The organism is Ruegeria sp. I1, from assembly GCF_056532675.1.
Genome location: NZ_JBQFNM010000002.1, coordinates 84071 through 98101 on the forward strand (window position 1 = coordinate 84071; position 14031 = coordinate 98101).

The following is a 14031-nucleotide window of genomic DNA, read 5'->3' on the forward strand; positions in this document are numbered from 1 at the left end:
CATCTTTCCTTTAAGAACTGGCCGTTAGACCAGTTCGGTTGATACGTCCTGCAGAAAGTCGAGCAGGCTGTCGGGACTGACCGCTTCAGGGTTGACGGAATTCGATGGAAAGTACCGCAGGAAGATACTACGTGTTTCGCCTTCCATGCCTTCGTGGTGGCCCATCGACCAGGTCGGGAAAATCCGCTCGCGCACATCCTGACATGAGATCAAGATGATGTTCAGGTGCCGTGGGTCGGCAGAGATCCGATGATAGATCGAGCTGACCTCGGCGCGTCCGCCTTCCAGAACCTGCAGGAAGTAGTTGCCGTTAAAGTGAAGCATGCCGGTGACGTTCATTGCTGCGTTATTGCGTTTACAGACTTCCAGCAACTCGCCCAGATTCAGGCTCATGGATGGGTTGCGCTGGCTGTAGTAGATGAGACGAGTAAGATTCATTTTTCCACTCCGTTGAGAAACAGGTTTTCATTCGACGCGGCAGCCGTTGCCGGGATTGGATCAACGGGCCGGGTCTTGTTGCGGTTCTGTGTTGTTGGTTTGAAAGGCACCGTACCCGAAGAGGCCGACTGTGCCGGACGCCGTTCGACTGGTTCGAGACGCCACCGTGTAGCACCCCGGCTCGAGTGCCCTTGATCGCGCAAAGCACGACGTTTGCGCTGTCGTTCGCGTTCCAGTTCCAGATGGGCGCGGCGCAACTCGCTGCGGGCTTGATGCGCGCGGCGATTGGCTGTCAGAAGCTCTTTCTGATAGGCTCCGACGAGGTCGGTTTGCACCCTGTTGATGCCCTTACGACCAGACCGGTAAAGCGCCAGCAAAAGGATCACAAACACACCCAGCATCAAATAGTCAGGCAGCGGCGCTTCGAAGGCCTGAATATCTGCAAGCAAAGCCTTGGCCGGTGCTTCCAGTTGGGTGATTTGTTCAAGTATTTCCATAACTTCGACCTCTTTTACTGAACAACAAATTCGATTGACTGGTCCGAGGCGCTGGCCACTTGTAGGTCGGCATCAGGATTGCTGCTGTCGACGACAGCCAGGTCCAGGGTCCATGTTTCAAGGTTCCAGCTGACGCGCAGATCGGCGAATCCGGTGCCCGCCAATTCAAGGCTGCCAATGACTTGCAGACCTGCGTGCGAGCAGTCCAACGTGGTCTGGACAAGCTGGCTGACGTCATTCACCCGATTGTTCCATTCAGGGCCTGAAAGCGTTGCTGCGTGCAGCGACACCAAGCGTGACTCAATCCTTTGGATACAGTAGGGATCGTTCGCGTTGTCACCAACCATGGCCAGGAGGCGGCCTTCCTTTGAGGGCTCTGCCGGGGGTTCGATGGCCTCGGCGACGGGCGCTGTTTCAACCTGCGCTCCAGCCACAACAGCGGTTGTCTGTTCTATCACAGGGGCCGGTTCGGCCACGGGTTCCGCAAGTGCGACCGGCCTTTTTGATAAGTCCAGCACGGGTGCGGTGTCAGAGTTTTCTGAATTATTGAAGAATTTGTTTAACGCGGTATTGCCTGGTGTCACCCCAAGCGAAACGATTGCAGCCACGGTCAGCAACCCGGTTGCCACGATAAAGTTCGGCCCGCGACCCTTTTTGGCCTCGGCGTTTTCTGCAAGTCGGTTGGCTCGAGCCAGTGGCAAGCCAGCGCGTTTGCCGGGAGCACCATCCATTTGGCGTGCCTTAGACATCATGCTTTCCTCTGAAATCTGAACAAAACGCTGCCGTTATTCGCTGCCAGCTTTTTGACATCGATGTTCATACCAGCCGCGACTTCGGTCAAAGTCTGCTCGTTATCCACCAGCGACACCGGTGAATTGTCGTCGGACAAAATCAGGTCTAACCCAAGTTCGACAACCATCTGCTGTAAAACGCCTTGAAGGCGATGAGAATAAAGGATCATTTTCAGTGTTTCCGGTTGCTTGCTGTTTCATCTGAAAATGATGCTGGATAGTGTCATAATTGAGAAAAATGAGAGGCAATTACCAACAAAAGAGAGGTTTTATTGTGAATACCTCTTTTTTTGGTGTGCTGAGATACTGAAAAATTAGAATTTTTTCGGGCACCTCTCATGCTTTAGGTTTTGCTGAGTCTCGTGGGCAAAAAAAACCGGACCTGAGGCCCGGTGTTTCTTTTTGGTTTTATCGCTGGATCATGGGACCGATGGCTCAAAAGATCACCCCTGAACAGTGCTTTCGATCCAGACCTCGACCCGCCGATTCTTAATCCGTCCTTCCTGCGTTAGGTTGCAGGCGGCGGGAGCAGTTTCGCCATATCCGACTGAGGATAATTCGATGCCCGGAAGCTGATCGGCCGCTTCGGTATTCAAGTAGGCCGCAATCCGATTGGCCCGGCGTAGAGACAGGCGTCTGTTGCTGTCAAAGGTTCCGACATCGTCGCTGAAACCGACCAGTTTGATCTTGGTTCCGCGCGGTTGATCCTTGAGGAATTCTACCAAACGGGTGAGTTCTGCGGCCCCGCGATCATCCAATCGAGAGGAACCCGAACGAAAGTGAAAGGTGCTGGACAAGCGATCAAACTTACCCGCCGTTTCCAGCATTTCATCAACGACACTTTGCTCATAGGCGTCAGTTCTTGACGAGCGCAGGGTTTCACCGCGCAATCCAGCCATGTGTTGCGGCAGCCTGCCGACGCTAAAGCTGGTGAAGCCAGCGACCGAAATCGCATCCTCGGCTTCTTCCGATTTGGCGAAACTCAGCAGATTCCGCGCAAAATCGTTGTCCAGATCGCTACGGTTATACAGATAGACCCGACGCACGAAGGGGTATTCCTCAGTCTTGGCAAAAAAATCATTGGGTTCTGTTACTACGCCACAAGCGTCGATGATATTCATTGCCTTGGTGCCGCGCTGCACTCCGAACGGCAGGAAGCTGATCGCGCCGGGATTTTCCATGACCTGCGTTGCGGCTTCAATGTCGGAACCCACCGCCGAAATACCGGAAGGTGTGATGTCCGTGTCGTCTAACAAAACAGATTCAAATAACTCGCGCGAGGCGGTTTCGGCGTCGCGACCGATAACCTGAATCGGCATGTCCGGGCCATTCAACTGGGACCAGTTGGTTATGTTACCCAGATAGACATCGCGCAACTGTTCCAGCTCAATCGCCGAAACCGGGTTGTCCGGATGGGTCACGATTGCGATGCTTTCCAGCGCCAGCAAGTGTTCCTGACCAACAGATGTCATGTTGCCCGCACCATCGGCGGCAAGGCCGCGTGCTTCTTGGTTCTCAACGCGTCGGGTCGACATGCCAATTTCGGCCTCTCCAGTTTCCAACGCATCAAAGGCGTCTCTGGAATCCGAGGGGATCACAAGGACGCTGTCCAGATCATCCCCGAACGCTTCGGCGGTGACGAGGTTAAGCAGTTTGTTCTGGCTGTTGGGAAGAAGCTGCGTCGAGATGTCATTGCCTGCATGCGCCGCATACCCGGCTATCAATAGGGGCATCAACTCGGTCGCTATGACACCTGATCCAGCGATCCGCAGGCTGACATCGCTGGTGTCGATTGTGGGGCAGCCTTCACCATTGCAACTCACCCGATCGGTGCTAACGCGCATCTCGCCAATGGGCGTTTTGATCAGATAGTGACCGTCAACGAGGTCCAGAAATTCGCCGGACAAACGCAGCGATCCATCGGGGGCTGACAATTCCACTTGTCCTGCTGCGGCAATCGTTGGCAGGGCACTGGCGATGGCAATGGCGCTTGCAACGCTTTTGCTTAGCTTAATGATATTCGTCATAGTCAGATCTCCGTCTTCTATGGTTCGCAGTCGGGGTGCGCGACGCTCGCTTCGGCGCGCCCTATGCTTGGGTCGTTCGCTTCGTGGCTTGGCATATTACAGCGCCATGGCCTGATTGATGATGTCCGGTGCCTCTTCGATATCCGGCACCAGCGCTGCCAGAATGGCATCCTCTTCGGCCGACCGATGGACAGGCTGGGTTTCAATCTGTCGTTCGGTTTTTGGCTCGTGGGACATCTCGGGCATTTGGTCGATTTGCAGCACCATGACCGAGATATTGTCTTGTTCGGGCATTGCCGCAGCTTCGACCGCAGACATCAAGTTTTGGGTCGCCTTGGCGCTGCTTCTGGCCGCCGTTTTGTTGGCTAGTCTCAGTATTGTGCCGTCGGTCAGGGTCTGCAGACCATCGCTTGCCAGAATCAGGATATCGTCCGGCTCAAGAGTCATGGGCGTTTCCGGACAATCGATCCGCGGAATTTCCTGACCCAGCACCGCCGAAGTCAGGCAATTCCGGTCCGGATGTAGTGCGGCAACCTCAGCGCTCAGCTGGCCTGACGCTACCATGGCGTCAATCTGCGGCGCCATCGAGTGATCTTCGTTCAGTTTTTGGATTTCACCATTGCGAATCAGGTAAAGGGGGGAATCCCCGACAGACAGCCAATAAAGCTGATTGTCACGTATAACGGTTGCAATCAGAGTCGCCCCCATCCCTTTTGAATCGGGGTTGTTCTTGATGAAATCTGACATGGCCATATTGGCCTCTTCCACCGCTTTTTTTAACAAAGCGGGAATGTTGGCGTCGTCGGATTTCAAGATATTCCGGCGCAATTTCAACGCGGCAAACACCTGGCTGACCACCAATGCGCTGGCCATATCGCCCGAGGCATGCGCGCCCATTCCATCGGCAAGCACACCGATGCCACAGGACTCGCACACTGGGAAATCCGCCACAAGACAGTCTTCCTGATAGTCGCGTGCACCGACATCAATTCCGGTTGAAACGTCGAAACACATTTTAGAACTGGCTTTCATCGCCGTCCTCCATATGGCTGGTCATGTCCCATTGGAACGCGGTGTCACACAGCGCTTTGAAGCGCAGTTTGGTGTCTCCAATCTGAATCTCTGCGCCGCTTTGGATCGGTGTTGTTTTTGTGACCGGCGCACCATTCATGCGGACCAGGTTGGCCTTGCCACCGTGACCCAGAAAAAACTCGTTGGTGCTGGAGTCGTAGACAATGGCCGCGTGGTTATCCCGTGAAATCGATCTGTCGCCGAAATCCAGACAGACCGCCTGATCTTTGCCCCGTCCAATCGTCGAAAGGCCCGCCATCAAGGGAAAGCTTTGACCGCGCCCCGGCTCGGTCGTTACGACCAACCAGCCGACGGGTATATAGCTTGGGCGTTCGACGCTTTGCTCGGCCTCTGGCGGCCCGAAGTCTTCTGGCCTGTTGCGGGTGTCAAATCCGATCAGCCGTGTCTTGCCCACGTTTTCCTGCGGACGCGAAACAATGGCGGGCGAGGTCGTCTGTGCCGTCGAAAAGGTGATCGGCTGTTCCATGATCGGGCTTTGCCACAGGTCATCGTTTTCAATCGGCAGAGACCGGCTGGGATTCGGGCTTCGGTTTTTGTCCTTCTTGAGAAATCGCATCAAGATGCCTCCGCCACGCGAATGCGAGTGATCATTGTCAGGCTCCTGTCTCGATGCGTTCAACCCACATTGTGCCCGCCCGGCTGACCGCCAGACGCACCTGACCCTGACCGGATGTGATTTCCTGTGCCAGCAATCGCGCCATTGTGGCCCCGTCCGAAATACGTTCGTTGTTGCCAACCATGGCCACCACCGTGTCGCCCGCCTTGAGCCCGCTATCGGTGCCGGGTGCAACATCGATGACCTGCGTCAGCCAGACAGAGCCATCAAAATGGGTCTGAAAACGAAACCCGTTCTTTAGGTCGGTCAAATAGATGATCGGCGCGGATACCTGTGTATAAAGGCGGGCACCCGTTTCGGGGACTTCGGCGACAACGCGGAAATTGATCTGCATGCCATCACTTTGCCTGGCCAGTGTTCTGAGCTGGACGTCAAGGTCGGTAGCCGGCGTGCCCTCAACTTCCAAAATACGGCTTCCTATCGGTAGTCGATTTTCCAGGCTCTGCGGTACTTGCAGGACGAAGTTTTCCTGATCTAGACGAAACGGCAGATCCAGCTTCCAGGACGCTTCCACCTCTCCATCCGCATAAGAATGAATGAAGTCCTGCAGGACTGGGTCTACTGTCACCTTTGTTGCTGCCGGCGTGTTTTCCGGAACAATAGCGGGCTGCTCGACGGGCACAGTCGCTGCGGGTGCCGTAGTTGAAACTGGAGTGACAGGCGGCCGAGTTTGATCGAGCGTCTCTACCGAAGCCATCTCTTGCTGAAGTAGGGGAGTTGTCTCTGCGGTGACGGTGCCGAGTTCAACCTGATCCTGGTTCAGTAGAAGATAGGCCGATCCCCCGATGATTCCCGCTGCAATGGCAATCGCCGATGCACGCGCAACCAACTCTGATGCGCTTTTGACCGGCTTGACTGGAGCTGCGGTCGCTCGGTTTGCAGGACGGGTGGATTTGCGGCGCGCAGATTTCAATTGCTTGGAAACGCGGCTTGAGATCGTTTTGACCGGAGTCTCCATCAGCAGAGACCACTCCGCTGACGTTTTCATCCGGTCTTTGGGTAGAATGGCCATGGCTTTGTCGATCGCGGCGCAAAATGCCTCATCATAATCCGAGGTCAGCTTGCCAAGCGGGATATAGGAATCCGGTTCTTTGGCCACATGCGCCGCGATCCGAACCTGGCTGTCCGGTGGGCGCTGTCCTGTGATCGCATGATAGAAGCTTGCCGCTAGTGAATAAAGGTCACTGCTAGGGTCCTGTTCACTGCCAGCGATATAAAACTCTTGGGGTGAATACCCGTCCTTGACCACGCGCAGGGCCGATAGCGCGCGTGTGGCTTTGGTGGCCTGATCCCGTGCTGCGCCAAAATCGATCAGCACTGGGGTCAGCTCATCGGTTACGATGATGTTGTCCGGAGAGATATCCCGGTGCAGCATTCCGGCAGTGTGCACAAATCCGATTGCATCCAGCAATTTACGAAGGATCGCGCGAACCTGATCTGGCCGCAAAAGCATGACCTTCTGTTCAATAATGGCAAGCAGATCGTGGCCCTTAACGAAATCGATCGCCATATAGGCGGTATTGTTCTCTTCAAAGACTTGGTGCACGCCAACGATATAAGGGTGTTTGAGTTTCGCCAGCGCTCTTGCTTCTTGCGAGAAGAGCCGAACAATTGAGCGAAGCTCACCGACATAGGCCTCGGACCGGGCCTCTATCTGGCGCCCGCTGCGGCGGCAAAACGACTGGGGAAAACACTCCTTGATGACGATCTGCCGATCCAAACTGTCTGTTGCCAAATAGGTGATGCCAAACCCGCCGGAGTTCAAATATTGCGTGATCTTGTATTGACCCCGCATCAACTCGGTGCCGGGCTGAAGTTCGTCCCCGGCCGTGTGGTAATCCTGCTGCCGTGCGTCATCAACCATGGTCTTCCTCACAATACGAAACTCTTTGCTCACAGAAGATGATTGAGCTCCAATTCAGGCGAGAAAATGTTAGATAGCGGTCAAATTTAAGAAAAAATCTCGCAAAGTGAGGTTCTCATCATCCAAATTTAGAACAAGTGCGCAGTACGCCCATGTTTTGGGAAAATTCAAAAGGAGGATTGGAACTACGACATAGTTGCGCGAAAAACTCTCTGACAGATTGTTCGTATCGCGCAAGCTTGGTAAATAGTCGTCACATTGATATCTCTAAATCATTCAAAAGGCGGGTCCGATGAGCGCAAAGGAAGTGGTATTTCTGAAAGAGGCTCTTTCATCCGAAGATGTCTATGGGCATGTCGGGCAAAGACTGCGCGGATTGCGGTCTGAAAAGCGTATGACACAAGCGGAAGTCGCGCGCCTCCTGGAAATCAGCCCTCAACAGTATCAGAAGTATGAAGATGCACAAAGCAAGTGCAGCTTGCCATACCTGATGAAGCTTGCCGCATTTTATCAAGTCCCTATTGAATCTCTTCTCCCACAATCTGAAAGCTCGACCAACATGCCGAGCCCAACGGCAGAAATTCCTGTCGAGGCAGACTTGCTGGCCCGTTTGGTTAGTTCATTCGTGAAACTCGCAGACGTGAACGAAAAGTTGAGGTTGGTACAATTGGTTGAAGCGATTGTCTCTGCCGAACAGAAATAGGGGACTCGATGGAACAAAGTGACTTTAAACGGTTTGTAAAGGATCGCGGAGAAGAAGGTGCAAGCGAAGCCATCGGTTCGCATTCAGCGGTTGTTTGCCTCGCTCAACCGGGCGTTCCTGTTATCTACGTGTCCGACGCATTTGAGTCCCATACCGGCTATCGGCTTGAAGACGTAGCGGGGCGTAGTCTCGGGCTACTGCAAGGCCCTGATACCGAGCCAGAAGCGATTGACCACTTCAGAAACCTAATAAAAAACGGCCAATCGGGAACAGTCCGCATCACAAATTATCGGAAGAATGGTGAACGTTTTGTCCATGAATGTGAGTTGCGCCCGGTTTTGGATGATGGGAAGAATGTGACACATTTCATCGCAATACAGAGACCGGTTTAGCGCTGGTTGTACCGAGAAGTCATACTTGCCCATGCTCCTTGCGATTGCAGGCCAAGTTCCGCAATCAACGTGGAAAGTTAACGGCGTTGCTGCGCAAATTGGTTTAGATCAGTTTGAGACAAGTGTTCGTTTTTCTTATAATCATCGACTGATGTTTTCGGCGATTCAACTGCTCGCGGTAATTCTTTCGCAAAATGGTTCCTAAAACAATTCAAGATCGTTCGTTAGAGGAAACCAACAATGGATAGTGAGCGTCTCTTGGTTTCACGCCTAGGATAACGCGAGGCCGCACTACCCTCTTTCAGGCGCCCTCTCGTCGAGCCACTACTGCCCAATCAGGTATCGGGTTCTGATAACAACAATTATGATGAGACATAATACAGATTGTTTGCAGACTCTTGAGTGGTTCCACTTGACCTCCAAATTCACATGAAATAGGTGATGCTGTACTTAAGCGGGCGTTGTGTAGTGGTAAGACCTTAGCCTTCCAAGCTAATGACGCGGGTTCGATTCCCGCCGCCCGCTCCAAGATTTATTTTCCGACACAAGACCTGCAAAACTTAGGAAATAGATCCTGCAACAATTTGATTTGTTGAATTAAAATTGAATCGAAACGCTTGCCTTCCAAGTATGCTATGTCGGTTCGTTTCCGACTACCCGCTCCAGTTGCTTCCTTTGCGAATTCTGCGTCAAATGGCCCTGAGGCACGGGCAATTTCATCGCGTGAGCTTGACCCCGGATGCCACTGCCTCCAAGAAGCAGAGACCCATAATTGATCAGGAAACACAGGCCCGACATGGCAAGACAGACTGCGACCGGTCAGACACCATCATCACCTCCTGGGGCCAGTGAAGAGCGTGCTACCTCGAAAAAGCTGAGTGTTCTAAGGGCGCTTTGGCCCTTCATGCGCCCTTACGGCGCGCTGATGTTTGGTGCAACGCTTGCATTATGTCTGACCGCAGGGATGACGCTCACCTTGCCGTTGGCCGTGCGCCGCGTGGTCGACAATTTCCGCATCCAGGATGGGGAACTGCTGGATTGGTACTTTCTTGCGGCGCTGGGCATCGCTGGTGTTTTGGCGGTAGGCACGGGCATTCGGTATGCGCTGGTCACGCGGTTGGGCGAACGCGTGGTGGCCGATATTCGCAAAGCCGTGTTTGACCGGGTCATCGGCATGAGCCCTGCGTTTTATGAACGTATTTTGACTGGCGAAGTGCTCAGCCGGATCACGACGGACACGACCCTGATCCAATCGGTTTTGGGTTCATCCGTTTCGATCGCGCTGCGCAATATGCTGATGTTTGTGGGTGGTTTGGCGCTGATGCTGCTGACATCGGCAAAGCTGACAGCGCTTGTCCTGCTTTTGATCCCTGTGGTGATCGTGCCGATCCTGGTTCTGGGCCGTCGCTTGCGCGCCATTAGCCGAGAAAATCAAGATTGGATCGCGGCGTCCTCCGGTAATGCGGGTGAGGCGTTGGGCGCTGTGCAAACGGTTCAGGCCTTTACCCACGAACGGGCGAGCCGAGAGCAGTTTAGTGAGATGACGGAAACCTCCTATATCGTCTCGCTGCGCCGCATCCAAACCCGTGCTATCTTGACCGTGATCGTCATTTTTCTGGTGTTCTCGGGTATCGTCGGCGTGCTTTGGATGGGGGCCAATGATGTCCGCAACGGGGTGATGACAGAAGGGGTGCTGATCCAGTTCGTGATCTATTCGGTGATCATGGCTGGATCAGTCGCCGCGCTGTCCGAAATCTGGAGCGAGTTGCAACGCGCCGCCGGCGCGACCGAACGACTGGTTGAGTTGCTCAATGCCGAAGATACGGTCCTCGATCCTGTACGGGCCAAAATGCTGTCGCAACCGGTTCGTGGTGAGATCCGGTTTCAAGATGTCACTTTCCGCTATCCTGCGCGGCCCGATGTGGTGGCGTTGGACAGCCTGTCCCTGCAAGTGAACCCCGGCGAAACCGTAGCCTTTGTTGGCCCCTCTGGGGCTGGCAAGACAACGGTTATTCAGATGATCCAGCGGTTCTATGACCCGAACTCAGGGTGTGTTCTGTTGGATGGGGAAGACCTGACCGGTTTGGATCGGACGGATTTCCGCCGCCATATTGCCCTTGTCCCGCAGGACCCGGTAATCTTTGCTGCCTCAGCGCGCGAGAACATCCGGTTTGGCCGCCTTGATGCCTCGGATGCCGAGGTCGAAGCTGCCGCGAGGGCCGCCGCTGCACATGAGTTCATTGCGGCACTGCCCGAAGGCTATGACAGTTTTGTAGGCGAGCGTGGCGTGATGCTGTCGGGGGGGCAAAAACAACGCATCGCCATAGCCCGGGCCATACTGCGGGATGCGCCGGTGTTGCTGCTGGACGAGGCGACCTCGGCCCTGGATGCGGAAAGCGAACGGGCGGTGCAGGGGGCGGTTGACCAGATGCGCGCGGGCCGGACGACCCTGATTGTGGCGCATCGTTTGGCCACGGTGAAGAAGGCGGATCGGATTGTCGTGATGGAAGCGGGGCGCATTGTTGCGCAGGGCACGCATGACGATCTGGTGGCGCAAGATGGGCTTTATGCCCGCTTGGCGCGCCTGCAATTCACCGATGGGGTAGCCGCAGAATAGGGTGACGTAGGGACAGATCAGTTTCCGCCGTAGCGTTATTCTACATTTTCAAGTTTTCCAGCGCTAAGCCCTTGCTTGTGTCAGCCGGGTTGTGATCCCATCTATGTGAGGATCAAAACCGCGTGAGACACGTGGGAGACTACAAGACGGGGAGGAGCCACATGGCCTTTGTAGGGCGTGAAGACAAACTGCGTATCGAACAGGAAATGGCGTGGGAGGATCGTGATCTTCCGGTCACCTTCCATCAACTGTTGTCTCGGACAGCAGAGAAGTTTCCCAATCACAACGCGATCAGTTTCCAATTGTTTTCCGGTCCGACAGACAAGGCCGAAACGCTGACATGGTCTGATTTGCTGGGGCAGGTCAATCAGGCGGCGAACCTGTTCCGCTCGCTTGGCGTGGGCGAAAACGACGTCGTTGCCTACGTGTTGCCCAACTGTAATGAGACTTTGGTCACTATGATGGGTGGCGCGGTTGCAGGGATCGTGAATCCGATCAACCCACTGTTGGAGCCCGAACAGATCGCCGCGATCTTGCGGGAAACCGAAGCCAAGGTTGTGGTGACGCTGCGTTCCTTCCCAAAGACGGATGTGGCGCAAAAGGTGGAAGAGGCTGTGCGCCATGCACCGAAGGTGCATACGATCCTTGAGATTGACCTGAACCGCTATCTGACCCCTCCGAAATCATGGATCGTTCCGCTGCTGCGCCCCAAAATGGGCGACAAGGAAAAGCTGGCTCATGCGGATTACAAGAATTTCAACAAAGAGCTGGCGAAGCAGCCCAAGACGCTGACTTTTGCAGACAGCACCGAAGATCGCGTCGCATGCTATTTCCATACTGGTGGCACGACCGGTATGCCGAAAGTGGCGCAGCATAAATATTCGGGCCTCATCTATAACGGCTGGCTTGGGCATACGCTGCTGTTTGATGAAAATGACGTCATCATGTGCCCGCTGCCGATGTTCCACGTCTTCGCAGTACATGTGATCATGATGGCAGCGGTCTCATCTGGGGCGCATGTGATCTTCCCGACACCGCAAGGGTATCGCGGCGATGGTGTTTTCGATAATTTCTGGAAGCTTATCGAACGCTGGAAAGTCAGCTTTATCATCACCGTGCCCACAGCGATTTCTGCGAAAATGCAACGCCCGGTGGATGCAGATATCTCAAGTGTCAAAACTGCCTTTTCGGGGTCTGCACCTCTGCCGGTTGAACTGTTCCGCCGTTTCGAAGAAGCAACCGGTGTGACCATCGTCGAAGGCTATGGCCTGACTGAAGCGACCTGCCTGGTCTCGTGCAACCCGGTTGATGGTGAGAAAAAGATTGGGTCTATAGGCATCCCGTTCCCCTATACGGATGTCAAAATCCTGATGGACGGGCCGGATGGTCCCAAGGAATGCGCCGCTGACGAAATCGGAGAGATCTGCATCTCGAACCCTGGTGTCTTTCCGGGTCACACCTACACCGAGGTCGACAAGAACGAAAACCTGTATCACTTCGAAAAATACCTGCGCACAGGTGATCTGGGTCGTTTTGATGAAGACGGGTATCTTTGGATCACTGGGCGCGCGAAGGATTTGATCATTCGTGGCGGACACAACATTGATCCGGCTGAAATCGAAGAAGCCCTGTTGGGGCACGAGGCCGTGGCTTTTGCCGGAGCCATCGGCCAGCCCGATGCGCATTCAGGTGAATTGCCCTGTGCTTTTGTCGAACTGGTCGATGGCGCCTCGGTCACCGAAGAGGCATTGTTGGAGTTCTGTAAGGTCCACGTGCACGAACGTGCAGCGCAGCCCAAACATATGACCATCCTTCCGGAACTGCCGAAAACAGCGGTTGGCAAAGTGTTCAAGCCGGACCTGCGCAAAAACGCGATCACGCGTGTCTATAATGGTGCGTTGGAGGAGGCTGGGGTCGAAGCTCGGGTGGTTTCGGTCATTGATGACAAGAAACGCGGACTTGTTGCGCAGCTTGACGCGAACGGTTCATCCGAAGACGATGTCAGCAAGGTGCTGGGATCGTTCACCCGGCCGTGGGAGTGGGCTGCCTGACCGGGAGGTAACATGGATTATGAACGTCTGATCGATGAAGAAACATGGGCGTTCATAAGACGCACGGCAGAAAGCTATCCCGACAACGCGGTTGATCTGTCGATCGAGGAGCAACGCAAGGTCTATAACGCGATGTGTCAGACCTTTCGCCAACCGCGCCCGAATGGAGTTGAAACAGAAGACCGGTCCGCCAATGGCGTGCCGGTCCGCGTTTATACAGCGGGCGATCCGACCCGCGTAGTCATCTATTTTCATGGCGGCGGCTTTGTCGTCGGCGGGCTGGACAGCCATGATGATGTCTGCGCTGAAATCTGCGCCCAAACCGGGTATCGCGTTGTTTCAGTGGACTACCGGCTATGCCCAGAACACGTGCATCCTGCGCAGTTTCAGGACAGTGTGGCAGCGGTCGACTGGGCGGTTGCCGAATACGGCGTTCCGATTGTGTTGGCGGGTGACAGTGCCGGTGGGAATCTGGCTGCGGCGGTTGCCCATCATATGAGGGGCCAACCGGGTGACGTGTTGGGGCAGGTTCTGATCTATCCGGGTCTGGGCGGAGACAGCTCTGCTGGGTCTTACTTGGAGCATGCGCAGGCGCCGCTACTGACCCGCGATGAGATATTGTTCTATGAAAAGGTTCGATGCGGCGGGGCAGCGCCCGAAAGCGATCCGACCTTTGCACCGCTACACGATACCGATTTCTCGGGCCTGCCTCCAACTGTAGTGATCACCGCTGATTGCGATCCGTTACGCGATGATGGAGCTGTTTATTGTGAACAGATAACTCGGGCAGGCGGTCGGGCCTATTGGATCAACGAAGCGGGTCTGGTGCACGGCTATCTACGCGCCCGCAACAGCGTGAAACGCGCAGCTGATAGTTTCGAACGCATATCCGTGGCCATCGAAGCATTGGGGCAGGGCATTTGGGCCTATGGTTAGGCCCTGA

General features: G+C 54.8%; 13 protein-coding genes and 1 tRNA gene. 6 read left to right on the top strand and 8 right to left on the bottom strand.

All coding sequences use genetic code 11. The annotated features are described in order from the left end of the window. Positions 1-24: 24 nt before the first annotated feature. The 8 genes from ACR0DH_RS04190 to ACR0DH_RS04225 form a co-directional block, all read right to left on the bottom strand. On the bottom strand, positions 25-438 hold the full coding sequence (locus ACR0DH_RS04190; protein ID WP_353011559.1) for a BLUF domain-containing protein: 414 nt from the start codon (positions 436-438) through the stop codon (positions 25-27). Next, positions 435-935: a hypothetical protein gene (locus tag ACR0DH_RS04195; protein ID WP_480547368.1), complete on the bottom strand. Its 501-nt coding sequence runs from the start codon at positions 933-935 to the stop codon at positions 435-437. Before ACR0DH_RS04195 ends, ACR0DH_RS04190 begins: the two co-directional genes overlap by 4 nt. 14 nt (positions 936-949) lie before the next feature. Beyond that, positions 950-1684, bottom strand: coding sequence for a hypothetical protein (locus ACR0DH_RS04200; RefSeq protein ID WP_480547370.1), 735 nt, complete (start codon positions 1682-1684; stop codon positions 950-952). Continuing rightward, entirely contained in the window at positions 1684-1896 is a 213-nt protein-coding gene (locus tag ACR0DH_RS04205; protein WP_353011555.1) for a hypothetical protein, read from the bottom strand. Before ACR0DH_RS04205 ends, ACR0DH_RS04200 begins: the two co-directional genes overlap by 1 nt. Before the next feature lie 273 nt (positions 1897-2169). Continuing rightward, entirely contained in the window at positions 2170-3753 is a 1584-nt protein-coding gene (locus ACR0DH_RS04210; RefSeq protein ID WP_480547372.1) for a phosphate ABC transporter substrate-binding/OmpA family protein, read from the bottom strand. A gap of 96 nt (positions 3754-3849) precedes the next feature. Next, complete coding sequence (locus tag ACR0DH_RS04215) at positions 3850-4785, bottom strand: PP2C family protein-serine/threonine phosphatase (RefSeq protein WP_480547374.1); 936 nt, start codon at positions 4783-4785, stop codon at positions 3850-3852. Then, complete coding sequence (locus ACR0DH_RS04220) at positions 4769-5401, bottom strand: FHA domain-containing protein (protein WP_480547376.1); 633 nt, start codon at positions 5399-5401, stop codon at positions 4769-4771. Before ACR0DH_RS04220 ends, ACR0DH_RS04215 begins: the two co-directional genes overlap by 17 nt. A gap of 37 nt (positions 5402-5438) precedes the next feature. Beyond that, on the bottom strand, positions 5439-7325 hold the full coding sequence (locus ACR0DH_RS04225; protein WP_480547378.1) for a serine/threonine-protein kinase: 1887 nt from the start codon (positions 7323-7325) through the stop codon (positions 5439-5441). A gap of 292 nt (positions 7326-7617) precedes the next feature. On the opposite strand from ACR0DH_RS04225, the gene ACR0DH_RS04230 reads away from it, so the two are divergent. The 6 genes from ACR0DH_RS04230 to ACR0DH_RS04255 all read left to right on the top strand — a co-directional run bounded on the left by ACR0DH_RS04230 (position 7618) and on the right by ACR0DH_RS04255 (position 14024). Continuing rightward, complete coding sequence (locus ACR0DH_RS04230) at positions 7618-8028, top strand: helix-turn-helix domain-containing protein (RefSeq protein ID WP_480544876.1); 411 nt, start codon at positions 7618-7620, stop codon at positions 8026-8028. Between the two features lie 8 nt (positions 8029-8036). Then, on the top strand, positions 8037-8420 hold the full coding sequence (locus tag ACR0DH_RS04235; RefSeq protein WP_480544877.1) for a PAS domain-containing protein: 384 nt from the start codon (positions 8037-8039) through the stop codon (positions 8418-8420). A gap of 454 nt (positions 8421-8874) precedes the next feature. Next, positions 8875-8948: transfer RNA gene (locus ACR0DH_RS04240), tRNA-Gly, on the top strand. Positions 8949-9216: 268 nt separating this feature from the next. Further along, positions 9217-11037, top strand: coding sequence for an ABC transporter transmembrane domain-containing protein (locus tag ACR0DH_RS04245; RefSeq protein ID WP_480547380.1), 1821 nt, complete (start codon positions 9217-9219; stop codon positions 11035-11037). A gap of 161 nt (positions 11038-11198) precedes the next feature. Beyond that, positions 11199-13088 (top strand): acyl-CoA synthetase, encoded by a 1890-nt coding sequence (locus tag ACR0DH_RS04250; RefSeq protein ID WP_480540360.1) that lies wholly within the window; start codon positions 11199-11201, stop codon positions 13086-13088. Between the two features lie 12 nt (positions 13089-13100). After that, positions 13101-14024 carry an alpha/beta hydrolase gene (locus tag ACR0DH_RS04255; RefSeq protein ID WP_480547382.1) on the top strand — a complete coding sequence of 308 codons (924 nt, stop codon included), beginning with the start codon at positions 13101-13103 and terminating at the stop codon, positions 14022-14024. The last annotated feature ends 7 nt before the right edge of the window (positions 14025-14031 follow it).

Coding starts and splice junctions, on each gene's coding strand:
- ACR0DH_RS04225 (WP_480547378.1), bottom strand. CDS start 7,325: ATGGTTGATGACGCACGGCAGCAGGATTACCACACGGCCGGGGACGAA.
- ACR0DH_RS04235 (WP_480544877.1), top strand. CDS start 8,037: ATGGAACAAAGTGACTTTAAACGGTTTGTAAAGGATCGCGGAGAAGAA.
- ACR0DH_RS04220 (WP_480547376.1), bottom strand. CDS start 5,401: ATGCGATTTCTCAAGAAGGACAAAAACCGAAGCCCGAATCCCAGCCGG.
- ACR0DH_RS04205 (WP_353011555.1), bottom strand. CDS start 1,896: ATGATCCTTTATTCTCATCGCCTTCAAGGCGTTTTACAGCAGATGGTT.
- ACR0DH_RS04255 (WP_480547382.1), top strand. CDS start 13,101: ATGGATTATGAACGTCTGATCGATGAAGAAACATGGGCGTTCATAAGA.
- ACR0DH_RS04215 (WP_480547374.1), bottom strand. CDS start 4,785: ATGAAAGCCAGTTCTAAAATGTGTTTCGACGTTTCAACCGGAATTGAT.
- ACR0DH_RS04210 (WP_480547372.1), bottom strand. CDS start 3,753: ATGACGAATATCATTAAGCTAAGCAAAAGCGTTGCAAGCGCCATTGCC.
- ACR0DH_RS04200 (WP_480547370.1), bottom strand. CDS start 1,684: ATGTCTAAGGCACGCCAAATGGATGGTGCTCCCGGCAAACGCGCTGGC.
- ACR0DH_RS04230 (WP_480544876.1), top strand. CDS start 7,618: ATGAGCGCAAAGGAAGTGGTATTTCTGAAAGAGGCTCTTTCATCCGAA.
- ACR0DH_RS04250 (WP_480540360.1), top strand. CDS start 11,199: ATGGCCTTTGTAGGGCGTGAAGACAAACTGCGTATCGAACAGGAAATG.
- ACR0DH_RS04195 (WP_480547368.1), bottom strand. CDS start 935: ATGGAAATACTTGAACAAATCACCCAACTGGAAGCACCGGCCAAGGCT.
- ACR0DH_RS04245 (WP_480547380.1), top strand. CDS start 9,217: ATGGCAAGACAGACTGCGACCGGTCAGACACCATCATCACCTCCTGGG.
- ACR0DH_RS04190 (WP_353011559.1), bottom strand. CDS start 438: ATGAATCTTACTCGTCTCATCTACTACAGCCAGCGCAACCCATCCATG.